This is a genomic window from Candidatus Nealsonbacteria bacterium DGGOD1a (assembly GCA_022530585.1).
Lineage (GTDB): Bacteria > Patescibacteriota > Minisyncoccia > Minisyncoccales > UBA5738 > UBA5738.
In genome coordinates, this window is record CP092821.1 from 58,502 (window position 1) to 75,926 (window position 17,425).

Below are 17,425 nucleotides of genomic sequence, written 5' to 3' on the forward strand. Positions count from 1 at the left end.
TCGAAATTTGAATTTTCAAATATCAGAAACGAAGTTTCGTTTTTGTTTTGAACATTCTAATTTTGAAAATTAGAATTTGTTTCGGATTTCGTGCTTCGTGCTTCGAATTTTGAATGTTTGAACTTTTAATTTGGTCGGTTATATTTATTGTCGCGGCGGCCGCCTTGATTAAAGCGGCGGATTGGCTCGCGGCCGGCGCGCAAAGGCTCGCGGCCGGCGGCAGGGAGCCGGATCTCGCGGCGGCTTCGATTGCTTTGGCGTTGCCCGAATTGGCGCTGGCGCTGGCGGCGGTGACTTTGGGATTGCCCGAATTGGTGGTTCCGCTGGCGGTTGGCTCGACAATCGCCAATATTTTGCTGGTGGCGGGCGCGAGCGTTATGGCGGCCAAGGGTTTGCCGGTCAAGAAGGAATATATTGATTTGGACGCGCCGTTGCTGGCCGCGGCCGCGGCGATCTTTTTTACGGTTGCTTGCGACGGCGAAGTGAATCGGTTCGAGGGATTGTTGATGGCGGTGATATTTTTTGTTTATACGATTTATATTTTTTCCCGGAGCAACCGGACCGGTTTGACCCCGCGCGACATCATTACTCCCGCGGCGATAGCTTCAAGCGGCCAAAAATTGGTTGAGGCGGTGGGCGCGCGCTTTGACCGGGGATTTGAAATGATTAAAAACGCGTCCCGGCAAAATTTTTTCAAAGCTCTGTTTTTATCGCTGGCCGGCGCGGGATTGCTGGTCTTCGCGGCGAATGTCGCGATTAAGTCGCTGATAAGCGTTGCCGCGATCATTCAGATTTTTCCGGCAATGCTGGCGATGACGGTTTTGGCCGCGGCGACATCCTTGCCCGAACTTTTTTCAAGTTTGGCGACAATCCGGCGCAAGCGCTACGAAATGTCGCTGGGCAATGTTTTTGCCAGCAATACCGTGAATTTGCTTTTGGTGTGCGGTGTCGCGGCGATGTTTTTGCCCTTGCCTTTCGAGGGCGCGGCGTTAACGGTCGGTTTGCCGTTTTTGGCAATTTCGGTCGGTTTGCTGATAATCTCCTCGTTTTCGCGCAAAATCAACTTTGGCGAAGGCATAATGTTTTTGTTCCTGTATTTCCTGTTTATCGTGAAAATTTTTAATTTATTTTAAAAAGATGAATGAATCATATTCAAGCAAATTAAATTTCGGTTTAAGCGGCCAGTCAAAATCGGATAAAGTTTTAGGCAAGGGCGCGATTGACGAAGCCAATCCCCTTCGGAGCGAAGAGATAAAAGAAAAAGTTCGGCCGGGTTCTTCTTTATCCAACAATTCAATATTCAATCGCCGCGGTTCCATGGCGGCGGGTGACGCGGCCGCGACGGGCGGAAATGGTTTGGGAATCGGGCGACAGAGCGATCTTGACCGCGTTATATCCCGCGCGCGGGAAAACGCGGCGTTAAAGGCCGCAAAAATGGAAGCGGCCAAAAAAGCCGAAAAGGCGGAATCTTTAAAAGATAATTTAAAGAAATCGGGTGTTTTTACTGGAGGGGATTTCAACTCTACGGGAATAAAAAAAATAGGATCGGCGGTGGGCGAGAATTGGAAGAATGCCCTTCCTAATTCTTCCGTGGGTACAGGAGAAAAAACCAAAAAAACATTTGGAAGGATGTTTGGTGTCTCCAGTTCGGATGCGCGGGTGAAAAAAGATTTGTTGATAAAAATGGGTAAAGCGATAGAAGCGGGAAGGCGCGACGATCCGTCTTTGAAAGGATGGAGCGAAGAAGAAAAAAAATATGTTTTTAACAGTTCTGAAAGAAGGCGCGGCATATTGGGAGGCATTGGCGGCGCGCTGGGAGGAGAACACGCGAAGAGATGGAAAAATAATTAATTTATGGAATGTTCACGCATTATCGGACGCAGGGAGTGATTATTAAAAAAATCGATCGGGGTGAGGCGGATCAGCTTCTGGTTGTTTACACCAAAGATTTTGGCCGGGTCGAGGTGACGGCGCGGGGGATTCGCAAGATCACTTCCAAATTGCGTCCGGCGGTCGAATTCGCTTCCGTTGCCGAGATTGAATTTATCCAGGGGAAAACTTGCAAAACATTGACTGATGCGTTAATTATGAATTTATTGGCGGATTCGCGGAAAGATTTGCGAAAATCAGCCGCTTTGCGCCGGATATGCGGTTTTGCGGAAGAAACAATCAAGGATCGGCAAGAAGATTCGCGGATATGGGGATTGTTGCGTTCGGCGCTGTTTTTCGTTGAATCCGCCGATGCCGGATGCGCCGCGGCGATTTGCCACTATTTCGTTTGGCATTTGTTGGATGTGGCCGGTTGGCGGCCCGATTTTGGAGGCGAAGCTCGCTTTGACGGGCGGCCGGAGCCAAACGAGCGAAGCATCGGGGTTCAAACCTTGGCGCTGGCGAAATTTTTTTGCGATGCCAATATCGAGCGCGGCAGTTTGATGCGGCTGACCGACCGGCAAAACGATTTGTTGCTGGCGGCGGCGCGCAACCATTTGGCGGCGGTTACCAAATAAAAATAATTAAAAATTAAAAAATCAAAGATCAAAATGACAGTGCAAAATGTTAAAATGTCTGTATTTATAATTTTGTAATTTTACATTGTCATTTTTCATTTTGATATTTACATTTTAAATTAAATTCGATGAGTAAATTTTTAAAAATATTAATCGTTTTTACTTTGGTTCTGGCGGCCGTGGGCTATGGTTTTTGGCGCAAAAACATTTACTCCAAAGAGGAGTTGAAACTGGAAATGATGGGGCCCAAAGAAGCCCAGTTGGGGCAGGAAGTCGAATATGTGGTTAAATACAAAAACAACGGCCAGTTTCGGCTGGAAAATCCCACGCTGATGTTTGTCGCGCCGGATTTTTCGATAAAAGACAACAAAATATACACCCAGGAAGTGATCGATTCGAACAAACTCGGCGGCGCGATTTATCCGGGAGAGGAAAGAAGTTTCTCTTTCAAGGTGAGGCTCGTCGGCAAAGCGGGCGATGCCAAAGTGGCCAAAGCCACGCTTTCGTACCAGCCCAAAAATTTGACCGCGCGCTACGAATCAACCACCACTTCGACCACGGTGATGCAGGAGGTGCCGTTAAATCTGGATATGGATCTTTCGTCAACGGTGGAGGCCAACAAAGATTTTCATTTCAAAATCAATTATTTTTCAAATGTTGACTGGCTGTTGACCGATTTGCGGGTCAATATCGATTATCCGTCGGGATACGCTTTCTCGCAATCGACTCCCAAGTCGCTGGACAAGAATGAATGGAGCGTGCCGGTGCTCAACAAGAACCAATCCGGAACCATTGATGTGACCGGCCAGCTTTCGGGAAATTTGGGCGAAGGCAAAGTTTTCCGGGCGCGGATCGGGATGTGGAAAGACGGCCAGTATGTGCCGTTAAAAGAAATTGAGAGAGGCGCCAAGATCGTTAAACCCACGGTCGGTTTGAGGCAAACTATCAACGGCGAGGCCGATTACACGGCCAAGCCCGGCGAATGGCTTCATTACGAAGTTTATTACCGCAATATAAGCGACAGCGAACTTTACAACTTGGTGATGGTGGACAAGCTGGACGGCGATTTGTATGATTTTTCCACCATCAAATCCGATACCGGAAATTTTCAGTCGGGAGACAATTCCATCGTTTTTGATTGGAAGCAGAACAATCAACTGGCCTATTTGGCGGTTATGGACGAAGGTAAGGTCGAGTTTTGGATAAAATTGAAAGACGATTTGAGCCATTTGAGCCAGCCGGAACTGGATAACAAAGTGATGATCGGGCCGGCGCGGGAGGATTTTATCACCAAGATCAGTTCCAAATTGGAGCTGGCGCAGAGAGTTTTTTTCGGCGACGAGATATTCGGGAATTCAGGACCGTTCCCTCCGCAAGTCGGGTTGCCGACGACCTATACGGTTACTTGGCAGGCGAAAAATTATTATTCCGATGTGAGGAATGTTATTGTCAAAGCGGTTTTGCCTCCGGAAACGCAATTCAACGGCGGCAAAGTGTTCCCGGAGAACCAAGTGGGCAAGCTTGTTTATAATGAAGGCGCTCGGGAGTTGGCGTGGAATATCGGCGATATGACCGCGGGACAGGGATTGATTTCCAATCCGCTGAATATCTCATTTCAGGTTACGGTGACACCGATGAGCTCGCAGGCTTTGGGCAAGGCGGGGATCATCGGCGAAGCGATGATCATCGGCGACGACAGCTGGACCGACACCACATTGGAATCGAAAGTTCCGGCGGTGGATACCGCCTCGATTTCCGACCCGGGGATGTCCGAAGACAGAGGGACGGTGCAACCCAAGAACTAATTTAAAGTTGAAAAATCAAAGATCAAAATTAAGGAATGGTATATTGTTGAATTTCAAAAAACTCAACTCCGAAATTTTTTATTTTGATATTTAAATTTTTCATTTGGATTATGGATTACTTGCAAAATATAATTTCATTGGCCAAGCGGCGCGGATTTGTGTTTCCGTCCTCGGAAATATACGGGGGTTTTGCCGCGGTTTATGACTACGGCCATTATGGCACGCTTTTGAAAAACAACATTCGCGACGCGTGGTGGCGGCATATGGTGCAGTTGCGCGACGATGTCGTGGGTTTGGACAGCGCGATTTTTATGCATCCGACGACATGGCTCGCGTCCGGGCATGTGGACAGTTTCGACGATCCGCAAGTCGATTGCAAAAAATGCAAAGCCCGCTGGCGCGCCGATCATATTTTAGAGCAATTCGGCGTGTCGGCCGACAAACAGCCGCTGGAATTTCTCAATGCCGAATTGGACAAACTGCGGAGCGAAAAAAAACTCAAATGCGCCAATTGCGGGTCGACGGATTTAACCGCGGCAAAAAGATTTTCATTGATGGTCAAGTCGAATCTGGGATCTCCCACCGACGCGTTGAGCGAAGAAAATGTGGTTTATTTGCGGCCGGAAACCTGCGGCGGCATTTATTTGGAATATAAAAACACTGTTGACACGGCGCGGGTGAAGCTGCCGTTTGGCATCGCGCAAATCGGCAAGGCGTTCCGCAACGAGATCGTGGCGCGGCAGTTTATTTTCCGCACGCGCGAGTTTGAACAGATGGAGATGCAGTATTTTTTGCATCCGTCGATGATGAAAGAAAAATATGACGATTGGAAACAAACTCGTTGGAGCTGGTATTTAAATTATGGGATGGATGAAGGCGATATCCGCTGGTACAAGCACGAAAAATTGGCGCATTATGCCAGCGAGGCATACGACATTGAATATAATTTTAAAGCGCTGGGCGGATACAAGGAAGTGGAGGGTATCCACGCGCGCGGCGATTGGGATTTGAGCCAGCATTCCAAATTTTCCGGCGCTGATTTGAGTTATGCCGATCCTCAAAGCGGCGAAAAATTCATTCCCCACATTATGGAAACTTCCGTGGGTTTGAACCGGCTGTTTTTTATGTTTTTGGACAAAGCCTATACCGAAGAGGAAGTTAACGGAGAAACGCGCGTAGTTCTTAAATTCGACAAACGGCTCGCGCCGATTAAAGTTGCCGTGTTTCCGTTGTTGAAGAACAAACCCGAGCTTGTCGCCAAAGCGCGTGAAATTTATGAAGCGTTGCGCGAGGAATTTATGTGCGAGTTTGACGACTCCGGCAATATCGGCAAACGCTATCGCCGCCAGGACGAGATTGGCACGCCCTATTGTGTAACCGTGGATTTTGATTCGCTTGCCGGCGACGATGCCACGGTGCGCGATCGCGACACCATGGCGCAGGCGCGCGTTAAGACGAATTTGCTTGCCGATTATATCAAGCGCGGGTTATATTCGGAATAAAGAAAGGTTAATTTGTGCCGCGGGAAACCGGATTCGGCGAAGTCGGGTTTTGCGTGACCGCGGGGCGAGGGCGGATGTTCGAGCTTTTTGCCAAGTTAAAACCATGCAAGGACGGTTTTACCCTGATCGAACTTCTGGTGGTGATTTCCATCATCGGCACGCTGTCGGGGATGGTGCTGGTGGCGATGGGAGGTGTTCGGGCGCAGGCGCGGGACGCGCGGCGGGTGAGTGATATCACCCAAATCCGCAAGGCGCTGGAATTATATTATGCCGATAATAACCAATATCCGTCTTCGGGCGGAACCGGTGCGGTACAACCCAATACCGGATGGTCAAACAGCCGGGATGAAGTTTGGCATTCGCTTTCTTTGACGAATTCATTGGCCTATCAATTAAAACCTTATCTTTCTTTACCTCAGGATCCTTTAAATAGCGGGTCGAATTGGCAAACATATTATTATTCTTATTATTCAAGAAGTTATGGATGCGACCGCCAATGGTATATGCTTGTGTATAAGCTTGAAAAAATGCCGATGCAAAGCCCGGGAATAACCGCGTGCAATGGCACAACATTCAATTATTCAGGCACAATCACAGTCGGAATGCGCCAGAATAATTTTTAAAAATATGAACTCAAATCAAAATAAAGGCATTGATTTCAGTGATTATACCGCCAAGCCGCAAGTCGGGATTGCCGCTCCGCCGGATTTGGACCGGGGCGCGAAAAAGAAAAAAATTCAAATCGTTATTATTGTCGTGTGCCTGATTTTGACCGCTGTATTTTGGGGGTATTATTTTTACCGGCAGAATGCCAAAAATCAAACCGTTAATTACGATGTTTCCGGGGGGATGATTCCTGAATAAAGTATAATGCCGGATTTTTTTGCCAAGTTAAAAACAAACAAGAATGGTTTTACTTTAATCGAACTTTTGGTGGTAATTTCCATCATCGGTGTGTTATCGGGGATGGTGTTGGTGGCGATGGGAGGTACCCGGGCGCAAGCGCGCGACGCGCGGCGGATGAGCGATATGCGGCAGATTGTGCTGGCGCTTCAGATGTATCACGCCAAATATGAAAGATTTCCCGCGATTTCCGGCGACGCGTGTTGCGATGGCTGGGACCAGGGGCCGTGCAACGACGGCAATAACAATTCGTTCATCGGCGCGCTGGAAACCGAAGGATTGCTGGCGACTCCGGTTGATCCGGCGGGCGGCTCCGGAACCGGTTGCTACGGCTATCGTTATTATGTATATCCTGCGGGATATACGGGTTGCGACTTGGCGCGCGGGAATTTCTTTGTCTTGGGAATTACCGATATGGAAACCAGCGTTGGGCGGCATCCGGCAAGCCCGGGGTGGAATTGCCCGAGCCGGAACTGGCAGAATGAATTTGAGTGGGTTGCCGGCGCGTTTGAAAAATAAGCGTAAAAATTTTAAAGTAATACATTTGTTAATTATTCGGCGGTAAATTATATGTATAAAAAAACAACATTGCCCAACGGGTTGAGGCTGATCACGGTAAATTCCGCGAACACCGATACGGTAACGGTTTTGACGCTGGTGGGTACGGGTTCCAAATACGAAACCAAAGAGATCAGCGGTATCTCCCATTTTCTGGAGCATTTGCAATTCAAGGGCACCAAAAAGCGCTTGACGGAAATGGCTGTTTTTTCGGAAATTGACGGGCTGGGCGGCGTTGCCAACGCGTTTACTTCGCAGGAGATGACCGGTTATTACGCCAAGGTGCAAAGCAAAAAATTTGAAGCGGCGTTTGATTTGGTGGCCGATATTTTTCTCAATTCCACTCTGCCCGCGCCCGAGATCGAAAAAGAACGGGGCACGATTATCGAAGAGTTGAATATGTTCTACGACCATCCGATGCGCTATATTTGGACGGTTTGGAATGGCGCGCTTTACGGCGATCAGCCGGCCGGATGGGATATCGGCGGCACGATTGAAACGGTAAATCAAATCAGCCGCGATCAGCTTTTGGATTATCGCGACAAAAACTACGCGGCGAAAAACACGATTATTTGCGTTTCCGGCAACTTTGACGCCGTTGGCGCCGAAATCCTGGCAAAAAAATATTTCGGAGATTTTTCCGCCAAAGATCCGGCAAAAAAAATGCCGGTTCGCGAGAGCCAAAGCTCGCCCAATGTTTTGATCTATAAAAAAGATACCAACCAAACGCAGATCGCGCTGGGCGCGCGGGCGTTTGATTATTCCTATCCCAAGCGCTACGCGCTGGAATTGTTGGAAACGATTTTGGGAGGAATGTTTTCCTCGCGGTTGGCCGAAGAGGTGAGGTTTAAGCGGGGGCTGGTTTATGATGTGCACACCGAGCTGGCGATGGACTCCGATTCCGGATCATTGGCGGCAACGGCCAATTTGGACAGCGCGCGCCTTGACGAAGGAATCAAAGTGATTTCAAGCGAGTTTAAAAAAATCAGGGAGGTGAAAGTGTCCGCCGATGAATTGCGCAAAGCCAAAGACCACTATATCGGCAAAAGCTCGATTGTTTTGGAATCGTCCCATGCCAAGGGATTGTTCTATGGCGAGCAAGAATTGCTGGAAGGCCGGATATTGGAGCCCGAAGAAATCTATGAGAAAATAAAGCAAGTGACCGTTGATGATATTCAAGAGGCGGCGCGCGATATTTTCAAACCCGAAAAGTTAAATCTGGCGGTGATCGGACCCTACGACGGCAAATCAAGGTTTCAAAAATTGCTCGATAACGCTTTATAAAAATTATGTTTGGCATTGGCGAAAATAACCGGGCAGTCGATATTTCCTGGAGCGCGATCTTTAAGGCGGCTTTGGCTTTGGCCGTCGGTTACGCGATATATCTGGCGCGGGAAGTCTTGCTCTTGGCGCTTTTCGGGTTGATTATTTCCGTGCTTTTCAACCCCGCGATAGATTTTTTGTTGCGGCTGAAAATTCCAAGGACCGCGGCGACTTTGTCGGTTTATTTTTTGGTTCTGGGAGTGTTGGGGACGATGATATATCTCGCCGCGCCGTTTTTTATGATTGAAACCCAGCAGTTGGGCCAGTTGTTCCCGGTCTATTTCCAAAAAATCGCGCCGTTTTTGTCGGGATTGGGGTTCGTGATTTTTCAGAGCATGGACGCGTTCGTCGCCGCCGTCAGGGATTGGTTTGTCGGCGCGTCGTCAAGCATCGTCGGTTCGCTGGCGTCGGTGTTTGGCGGCATATTGGTGACTTTCACGGTTTTTACCATCGCGATTTTCTTCTCGCTGGAGGGAAAAGGAATTGAAAAATTCATAATGCTGGCGGTACCTAAAAAACACGAAAAAACCGCTTTGAGCTGGTGGGAAAAAGCGCAGGTGAAAATTTCGGGATGGTTCGCGGTGCGTTTGGCGGGAATGATATTCGTCGGTTCGTTCACCGCGCTTGCTTGTTGGGCGCTCGGAGTTCGCTATCCGATATTTATGGGTTTTATCGCGGGAGCGGCCGATATTATTCCTTTCGTCGGGCCGCTGGTCGCCGCCGCGGTGATCGCGCTGGCGGCGCTGATCGATTCATGGCAGAAAGCGGCGCTGGCCGTGGGAATTTTCGCGCTTATCCAGCAACTTGAAAACAATTTGATGATTCCGCTGTTGACCAAGAAATTTATGGAATTTCCCGCGATTCTGGTTTTGATTTCGATTTTGGTGGGCGACGCGCTTTGGGGTTTGGCGGGCGCGATTCTTGCGATTCCGCTGTTCGGGCTTTTATATGATTTTACCCGCGATTACCTGATGAGAAACAAAAAATTAAGCGAATAATTTCGGCCGCCGTATTTAAGTTAAGTTGCGTTTAATGAAAATTATGACGGGAATTTTATACATCGCGGCGACGCCGATCGGCAATTTGGGCGATATAACGGTTCGGGCGGTTGAAGCGCTGAAAAGCGCGGATTTGATATTGTGCGAAGACACGCGCGTGACCAAAGTTTTGCTTGATAATTATGAAATCGCAAAGCCGATGTTGAGTTACCACCAGCATTCGGACGCGGAAAAGACCGGCGAAATTTTAAAATTGCTCAAGGATGGAAAAAACTTGGCGTTGGTCTCCGACGCCGGTACGCCCGGTATCAGCGACCCGGGCAACCGGCTGGTGGAAGCGGCGGTGGAAGAATTCGGCGATAGCGTTAAAATCATTCCCGTTCCGGGCGCGAATGCCGCGATCGCGGCGTTGAGCGTTTCCGGTTTCGCCACGGACAAATTTATGTTTGCCGGTTTCCCGCCGGCGAAAAACAAACGCAAAAAATACTTTGAAGACCTGCTGGCAAACGAATTCACCGCGGTGTTCTACGAATCCAATTTCCGAATTTTAAAAACCCTGTCCGAAATCGACGAATTGAATCCCGACAAAACCCGTCGCATTGTTGTTTGCCGCGAACTGACCAAAACCTTTGAAACCATCTATCGCGGCACGATCGCCGAAGTGATCGCCAAAATCAAAAAAGACCCTTTGAAGGGCGAATTTGTCGCGGTACTTGAAGGGAGGCGTTAATTTTGATAAGGTTTTATTTATTATGGCTTCAAGATATTATATCACCACCACTTTGCCCTATGTGAACGCCAAACCGCACATTGGTTTCGCGCTGGAGATCATTCAGGCGGATGTTTTGGCGCGATGGCATCGCTCGCAAGGAGCAGAGGTGTTTTTCAATACCGGTACCGACGAGCATGGCGCTAAAATTTATCAACGCGCCGCCGAGCTTGGAAAAACCCCGCAGGCGTATTGCGATGATTCCGCGCGGCCGTTTTTGGCGTTAAAAGAAAAACTTGATTTGTCGTTTGATAATTTCATCCGTACCACCGACGCGCATCATATCGCGGCGGCGCGGGAGTTTTGGAAGCGATGCGACAAGAACGGCGATATTTACAAAAAAACCTATCGCGCCAAATATTGCGTGGGTTGCGAATTGGAAATTACCGATTCGCAACTGGTCAACGGCCGGTGTCCGATCCATCCCAATAAAGAAATTGAAATTATTGAAGAAGAAAATTATTTTTTCCGGTTTTCAAAATATGAAAAACCGCTTTTGGATTTTTATGAAAAAAATCCGGATTTTGTTTTGCCGGCGGGCCGTTTTAACGAGATCAAGAATTTTGTCGCCGGTGGATTGCGGGATTTTTCCATTTCGCGCGTCAAAGAAAAAATGCCTTGGGGAATCGCGGTTCCGGGCGATGAAAACCAGGTGATGTATGTGTGGTTTGACGCGCTGGCGAATTATATTTCTTGTTTGGGCTGGCCCGAAAATGAAAAGAAGTTCGCGGATTTTTGGGGGACAAAAGAAAATCGCAATGCCATCCAAGTGGCCGGCAAGGATAATTTGCGCCAGCAAGCCGCGATGTGGCAGGCGATGCTGATGTCAGCCGGGTTGCCTAATTCCAAACAGGTGTTCATCCACGGGTTTATCACCGCCAACGGCCAGAAAATGTCAAAATCATTGGGCAATGTGATCGATCCGGCGGAACTGGTGGATAAATACGGAACCGACGCGACGCGCTACTTTATGTTGCGCGAATTACCGCCCGACGAAGATGGCGATTTTTCCTATGAAAAATTTGAAGAACGCTATAACGCGGATTTGGCCAAAGGCATTGGCAATCTGGCCGCGCGCGTGACGGTAATCGCTCAAAAAATCGGCGCGCCAATGTCTGTGGAAACCGCGCTCAATCCGGAAGTGAAGGCCGAAATTGATATCGCGAAAAACGCGGTTGCCGCCGCGCTGGCGGAATATAAATTCAACGAAGCTTTGGCCGCGGTCTGGAAAGCGATCAATTTTGGCGACAAATACATAGAAAAAACCCAGCCGTGGAAAACCAAAGACACCGCGGCCGTGGGTGATTTGCTGTTCGCGCTTTCGCAAATCGAAAAAATGCTTGCGCCGTTCATCCCACAAACCGCGCAAAAAATCAAAAAACTGCTGGCGGGCGAAGCAACCGGCATTTTATTTCCGCGGTTGGAAGAGTGAGTTTGCGTCTTCAGTTTTCTTTTGGCAGATTGGGAATATAAATTCAATGGCAAAATTAACCGCGAAAGAAAAAGAAAAAATAATGAAACTGCGGTCTCAATTTCCGCGACAGCTCAATATCTCCGTCCACTGTTGCGAGGAGGGGGGTTGCGGCGCGGATAAATGATTCTCCGGGTTGTATAACTGAAGGAAATACTTTTTCAGAATTGATTGAAATGGTAAACGATTGTCTTTATACTTATTTTGGAATACCGTTAAAATATCTTGGGTTTATGCCGACCTATTTGCCGCGGATATAGAAATTTGCTAAAAAATGCAATCACTCACTGGGAAGTAAAATAGCGAATTTGGAGGTCAATCCTCGGCTTGCGAGAGGTTTGACCTCCAAATTCGCGCCAGCCCTTACCGCAAATTCGTTGAGGATTGACCTCAAAATGCAAGTTCTCGAGGTCAAACCTTAACAAATTTGCTCCCCAGTGAGGGGTTACAAAAAAATATCTTGACGCCAAAGAATAAATTTTGTATATATTTAAACATAATCGAGATTATATTCAAATATAACTTTTTCAAGGTGAACAATCCGGCCGCGTTAAACAATCCAAACTTTAACTTTTTCTTTAGCCCCTCTCGGAGTTCGGGAATTTTTCGTTTGCGCGGTTGATTTGAATTGTTGATAACGCTCAAAGCAAATGGCAAATTCTCGGACAACGAGATTTTTTGTTTTTATAAACGCTTGTTGCCTTATAGATCGTTTAAAATTTGGAGAATCGCTATGGAAATTGGAAAATTCCCGAACGCCATCAGGATGATGGCAGGTATAGAAGAAAATGAAACCGCGATAAACCGGCTTGGGGTTTTTGTTTTGTCGAACCCCGATATCTACAAAGAAATAGCTGGTTTATTCCGCGAAAAATGTATCGGCCTTTTCCGTGAAAATTATTGCTGTGCGGAAAAGTGGACTCTTCAAGGGGTAAGTGGGTACGGCAGCTTCATTTCTTTCGGGGTGGGCGAGAGAATAAAGAGGCAAGAGAAGCTTATTGATGAAGAGCTCAATGATTTTCTATGCCAGAAGAGAAAGTCCGGCGAAAAAGATTTGGCTGTTTATTATTGCACAAACGGCAATAAAGAACGCCATATTATTATCACGACAATAACATGCCCGCAGGTTTAATCCGCGGGCATCATTTTTAAAACTATTGGCAGCTTTTTCTGTTGAAGTTTCTGTTGAAGTTTCTGTTGAAATGTCTGTTGAAATCAAATTTCAACAGAAAATTTTTGCCATGTATGGTGATTTGGACAAGATGACCAAGGTTTACCATTCTGATATGGATGATATCTTGCAAATAAGGGAAAAATATCTCTTGGAAGCCGTTGCTTTGCTTGGTAGATCATTTGATTGATTTCAATTTATCGGCTAATCATTGACGCGGGTTTGGTGTTTTGGTATTATTTAAATACAAATTTATGAATTGCCAAACATGGGAAACGAATATTGTGTTGATGGCGGCGGCACTTCTTTCTTTTAAGGAGGGTCTTTTGTTTGGCAGGGAATAACGGAAAATCAACGAACAAATCCAAAACTCTCCGAAAGGAGGGTTTTTTGTTTGTTGCAAAGCGGAACTTTTACAAATAAATATTGCGGAGTGATGCGCGTGGTCGACGGGAAAAAAGATGAACAAAGAGTTTTTTGGACTAAGACATCAAAAAAGGACGAAGATTATTTGGGCGGAAGTTGCAAGGCGAGACATCCTGTTCTTTCGGGCCAGGATTGCGCTTACGGCGATCCCCGAGATAAGCCGCCCGAAAAAACAGGGTGGGGACATTGTCCGTATTCGCGGGAAAACGAAAATAAATAAAAATGGGGCAGTCGCTTGATCGCCCTTTTGTTTTGCTGTCTTGACGGGTTTGCATCGGTTTGATATATATTAAATATAAGAATATGAAAAACCAGAATCGACAACTGAATAGCAATGGATTGTTGTTGGTCAGCCTGGTCCTTATTATTAAGGAGGGCTTTTTATTTGGCGCAAGTTAAAGAAAATAAAATTTGTTCCAAATAAAAAGCCCTTCCGCAAGAAGGGTTTTTAGTTGTTTAAAAATATAAGACCGAGGTTATCACCGAATTGCGCTGAATCAATGATCCAGCATAGTTCGGTGGTAACCATAAAAATCTTTTCCAATGGATTACCCCCCCAGAGATATGGGGGGGTTAAGAAAGGCGATGGCGATAGCTATCGTGATGGAGATAGAGATGGCGATCACAAGGATAATCCTTTTTGATCGCTTATTTTTTATGTTGAGGTTTGACCTCAACACAACCTCAACACAACCTCAACAAATTGGCTTACTTTGTGTTTTATACGACAGGCGGGCGTTTTGCTTGAAAATTGGAACATTGAAAATTAATTGAAAATTGAAAATTGAAAATTGAAAATTTGCGCTCATTGGATTAGAATATAACATTATGGAAAATACAGATTATACCATCCCCAAAGGGAAGAAGGTGGTGTTTGTGGGGCGGTTCCAGCCGTTTCATAACGGGCATCTGGAGGCGATCAAGTGGATTTTGGGTCAGACGGGCGAGGTTAGCATTGTGATCGGCAGTATGCAGGAATACGGGCAGGCCAATAATCCGCTGGATTTCAAAGAGCGGAAAGAAATTTTGGAAGCGGCGTTAAAAGAAGCCGGGATCAAAAATTACAAGATTTTTGGGTTGCCGGATTTTCGCAATAACGCGGCCTGGTCAAAAAAGTTGTTGGAGGTCGCCGGACTTGACGCCGGCCGGGCGGTTTTAGTTTCTTTAAATGACTGGGCGCGGGAGAGCGCGCGCGAGATTGGCATCGAAATCGCGGATCATCCAATGTTTTTCGATAACTTGTCGGCCACGCAAGTGCGGCAAACCGTTGCCGCGGGTTTTGAATGGGATAAATTGGCGCCGGTCGCGGTTGCTCGCCATTTAAAAAATAACGGCGGGCTGAAAAGGATCGCCGACAGCCAAGTATTGCCCGAAGATAGAATAATCGGCTTCATTAAAGATAAAATGGCCGTGGCCGGATTGGAACGGTTGGTTTTGGGCGTTTCAGGCGGGATTGATTCGGCGGTAACCGCCGCGCTGTTGCAAAAGGCGTTCAAGAAAAAAATAACATTCGTCTGGATGCCGTTCGTGCGCAAGTGCCCGTTTGGGAAAAATGTGGCGCGTCTGGAAGAGGCGTTCAAGATCAAGGTTGAAAAAATCTATCTGGACAAGATGATCCAAACTTTCGTCAAGGCCTTGCCCAACGGCGGCAATTTGGTCTATGGCAATTTAAAGCCGCGGATTCGCATGGCCACGCTTTATTATTTCGCCAATTTAAGAAAGGGGATGGTGGTGGGTACCACCAATCGCACGGAGCTGGAAATCGGTTATTTCACCAAGTACGGCGACGGCGGCGTGGATATCGAGCCGATCGCCGATCTTTACAAGAGCGAGATATATGATATGGCCAAACGGTTGAAAATTCCTTCCGAGATCATCGAAGCCGCGCCCACGGCCGCGTTATGGCCGGGGCAGACCGATGAAAAAGAGCTTGGCTTGAGTTATTTTCAATTGGATACGGTGTTGAAGCTGTTGAGTCAGGGATTTCTTCCCGAAGAGGTTTGCCGCCTCACGAATACCGACGCTAAAAAGATGCGAAAGATCCTTGATCGGAAAAAGAATAACGCGCACAAGCTGGCGATGCCTCCGGTGTGCGTATTGAAAAGCGAATAACATTATTTTGCGGGGGTCTAACCCCTGCGATTACACAGGGGATAGACCCCAAAAATAGAAATTATGGATATTATCAATATTCTTTTGGTTGTCGGCGGCTTGGCGATTTTTGAGATCGTCAACAGTATCGATAACGCCATTATCAATGCCCATGTTTTGAAAACGATGAGCGTCAAATGGCGCAAGATTTTTCTGTTTTGGGGATTGATATTCGCGGTGTTTGTGATCCGCGGGGTTTTGCCGTTTTTGATCGTATGGATCACGGTGCCCGGGATTTCGATCGTTGAAGCTTTCCAAGCGATGTTTTCCGGCGCGCCGGAAGTCGTCGAGGCGATAAACGCGGGCAAACCGCTGATTTTGATGGGGGCCGGAGTTTTTCTTTTGCTTTTATATCTTCACTGGCTGTTCCTTGAAGAAAAATTGCCGCTGTTCGTGGTCGACAAACTGATCAAGCCGCATTTTGGAATATGGTTTTTCGCGTGCGCGGCGGTTTTGCTTACCGCTTTGCTTTATTTTGCCAAAGCCAACCCTTTATTGATGCTTTCGGCGGCGATTGGCAACGCGATGTTTTTTATTCTCTACGGGTTCCGCGAGCAAGCCGAAAAGGGAAGCGAACGATTGCTGGCCGGCGGCGGCGGGATGGGCGATCTTTCCAAATTCTTATATCTGGAAGTTTTGGACGCGTCATTTTCTTTTGACGGAGTTTTGGGAGCGTTCGCGTTCACGACATCGATTCCATTGATATTGATCGGCAACGGCGTTGGCGCGTTTGTGGTGCGGGAAATGACCATCAGAAGCATTGATAAGGTGGCCAATTACAAATTCCTGAAGAACGGCGCGATGACATCAATCGGGATATTGGGAGCGATCATAATTTTTGAGAGTTTCTCCGAGAGTTTGAAATTGGGTTTTGACATCCCCGACGCGGCCGCGCCGTTGATAACTTTCGCGCTGGTGGGCGTGGCATTTTGGGAATCCCATAAGTTATTAAAGAAAGAAAATCATGCCGCGGCTGGTTGACACTCACGCGCATTTGAATCTGGAGGTCTTTGACGGCGATCGCTGGCAGGTGATCGAAAATTCCTTGAGCGAGGGGGTTTTTATGATCAATGTCGGAGTCAACTACGCTTCGTCTTTGCGCGCGGTGGAAATCGCCGAAGATTCCGGCAAAGGGGTTTGGGCGGCGATCGGCTTGCATCCGGAAAATATCGACGACGATTTCCACCCCGATATCAAAGATTTCCGGCGGCCCGAAGACATCAAGGAACCGGCGTTTGATGCCAAACTTTATCGTAAGCTGGCGCGATCATCCCAAAAAATTGTTGCCATCGGCGAGATCGGTTTGGATTATTTGCATTTGCCCAAAGACCAAATTAAAGCGCCGCGCGTCCGCGACAAGCAGGCGGATATTTTCAAACGACAACTGGCGCTGGCCCGCGAACTTGATTTGCCCGCGATTATCCATACGCGCATCGCGCATAAGGACACGATCGGGATTTTGCGCGAATTCGCGGAATCGGAGGGAAGCGTTAAAGGCGTGATCCATTGTTTCACCGGCAACGCCAAAGAAGCGCGTCAGTATTATGATTTGGGATTGCATTTCGGATTGAACGGCATTATTTTCAAGCTCGATTTGAATGAGGTGATCGCAAAAATGCCTTTGGACCGGATTTTGCTGGAAACCGATTGTCCGTTTCTGTCCCCTTCGCGTGAAATCAAACGCAACGAACCGAAATATGTTTTGAATATCGCCGAGCGCGTGGCGCAAATTCGCAACGATTCGGTTGAAACCATCATCGAAGCCGCTACGGTAAACGCGAAAAAACTGTTTGGTATCGGTTGATTTTATTTTGATTTAAGCTATTATTGGAATTGTTCGA

At 47.5% G+C, this 17,425-nt stretch carries 18 protein-coding genes; all 18 read left to right on the forward strand.

What is annotated here, in order from left to right; genetic code table 11:
- Positions 1-113: 113 nt before the first annotated feature.
- A complete protein-coding gene (locus L7H18_00260) occupies positions 114-1,133 on the forward strand; it encodes a hypothetical protein (protein ID UMX47966.1) in 1,020 nt (339 codons plus the stop codon).
- Positions 1,134-1,137: 4 nt separating this feature from the next.
- A complete protein-coding gene (locus L7H18_00265) occupies positions 1,138-1,851 on the forward strand; it encodes a hypothetical protein (GenBank protein UMX47967.1) in 714 nt (237 codons plus the stop codon).
- A gap of 8 nt (positions 1,852-1,859) precedes the next feature.
- Positions 1,860-2,507: a DNA repair protein RecO gene (recO, locus tag L7H18_00270; protein UMX47968.1), complete on the forward strand. Its 648-nt coding sequence runs from the start codon at positions 1,860-1,862 to the stop codon at positions 2,505-2,507.
- 128 nt (positions 2,508-2,635) lie between these two features.
- Positions 2,636-4,312 carry a hypothetical protein gene (locus L7H18_00275; protein UMX47969.1) on the forward strand — a complete coding sequence of 559 codons (1,677 nt, stop codon included), beginning with the start codon at positions 2,636-2,638 and terminating at the stop codon, positions 4,310-4,312.
- Positions 4,313-4,422: 110 nt separating this feature from the next.
- Positions 4,423-5,814 (forward strand): glycine--tRNA ligase, encoded by a 1,392-nt coding sequence (locus tag L7H18_00280; GenBank protein ID UMX47970.1) that lies wholly within the window; start codon positions 4,423-4,425, stop codon positions 5,812-5,814.
- A 14-nt stretch (positions 5,815-5,828) separates the two neighbouring features.
- Positions 5,829-6,437: a prepilin-type N-terminal cleavage/methylation domain-containing protein gene (locus L7H18_00285; GenBank protein ID UMX47971.1), complete on the forward strand. Its 609-nt coding sequence runs from the start codon at positions 5,829-5,831 to the stop codon at positions 6,435-6,437.
- 4 nt (positions 6,438-6,441) lie between these two features.
- On the forward strand, positions 6,442-6,678 hold the full coding sequence (locus L7H18_00290; protein UMX47972.1) for a hypothetical protein: 237 nt from the start codon (positions 6,442-6,444) through the stop codon (positions 6,676-6,678).
- A gap of 6 nt (positions 6,679-6,684) precedes the next feature.
- Positions 6,685-7,236 carry a type II secretion system GspH family protein gene (locus L7H18_00295; GenBank protein UMX47973.1) on the forward strand — a complete coding sequence of 184 codons (552 nt, stop codon included), beginning with the start codon at positions 6,685-6,687 and terminating at the stop codon, positions 7,234-7,236.
- A gap of 51 nt (positions 7,237-7,287) precedes the next feature.
- Positions 7,288-8,559, forward strand: coding sequence for an insulinase family protein (locus tag L7H18_00300; GenBank protein ID UMX47974.1), 1,272 nt, complete (start codon positions 7,288-7,290; stop codon positions 8,557-8,559).
- A 5-nt stretch (positions 8,560-8,564) separates the two neighbouring features.
- Positions 8,565-9,596, forward strand: a complete 1,032-nt coding sequence (locus L7H18_00305; GenBank protein UMX47975.1) for an AI-2E family transporter — start codon at positions 8,565-8,567, stop codon at positions 9,594-9,596.
- Between the two features lie 43 nt (positions 9,597-9,639).
- The gene (rsmI, locus tag L7H18_00310) at positions 9,640-10,326 is read left to right on the forward strand and encodes a 16S rRNA (cytidine(1402)-2'-O)-methyltransferase (protein UMX47976.1); all 687 of its coding nucleotides are present in this window, start codon (positions 9,640-9,642) and stop codon (positions 10,324-10,326) included.
- A 22-nt stretch (positions 10,327-10,348) separates the two neighbouring features.
- Positions 10,349-11,797, forward strand: a complete 1,449-nt coding sequence (gene metG / locus L7H18_00315; protein ID UMX47977.1) for a methionine--tRNA ligase — start codon at positions 10,349-10,351, stop codon at positions 11,795-11,797.
- 772 nt (positions 11,798-12,569) lie between these two features.
- Positions 12,570-12,968 carry a hypothetical protein gene (locus tag L7H18_00320; protein UMX47978.1) on the forward strand — a complete coding sequence of 133 codons (399 nt, stop codon included), beginning with the start codon at positions 12,570-12,572 and terminating at the stop codon, positions 12,966-12,968.
- Positions 12,969-12,993: 25 nt separating this feature from the next.
- Positions 12,994-13,197 carry a hypothetical protein gene (locus L7H18_00325; GenBank protein ID UMX47979.1) on the forward strand — a complete coding sequence of 68 codons (204 nt, stop codon included), beginning with the start codon at positions 12,994-12,996 and terminating at the stop codon, positions 13,195-13,197.
- A 204-nt stretch (positions 13,198-13,401) separates the two neighbouring features.
- A complete protein-coding gene (locus tag L7H18_00330; GenBank protein ID UMX47980.1) occupies positions 13,402-13,653 on the forward strand; it encodes a hypothetical protein in 252 nt (83 codons plus the stop codon).
- 608 nt (positions 13,654-14,261) lie between these two features.
- Positions 14,262-15,545: an NAD+ synthase gene (locus L7H18_00335; protein ID UMX47981.1), complete on the forward strand. Its 1,284-nt coding sequence runs from the start codon at positions 14,262-14,264 to the stop codon at positions 15,543-15,545.
- 63 nt (positions 15,546-15,608) lie between these two features.
- The gene (locus tag L7H18_00340) at positions 15,609-16,565 is read left to right on the forward strand and encodes a DUF475 domain-containing protein (GenBank protein ID UMX47982.1); all 957 of its coding nucleotides are present in this window, start codon (positions 15,609-15,611) and stop codon (positions 16,563-16,565) included.
- Positions 16,549-17,388 (forward strand): TatD family hydrolase, encoded by an 840-nt coding sequence (locus tag L7H18_00345; protein ID UMX47983.1) that lies wholly within the window; start codon positions 16,549-16,551, stop codon positions 17,386-17,388. Before L7H18_00340 ends, L7H18_00345 begins: the two co-directional genes overlap by 17 nt.
- Positions 17,389-17,425: the final 37 nt, after the last annotated feature.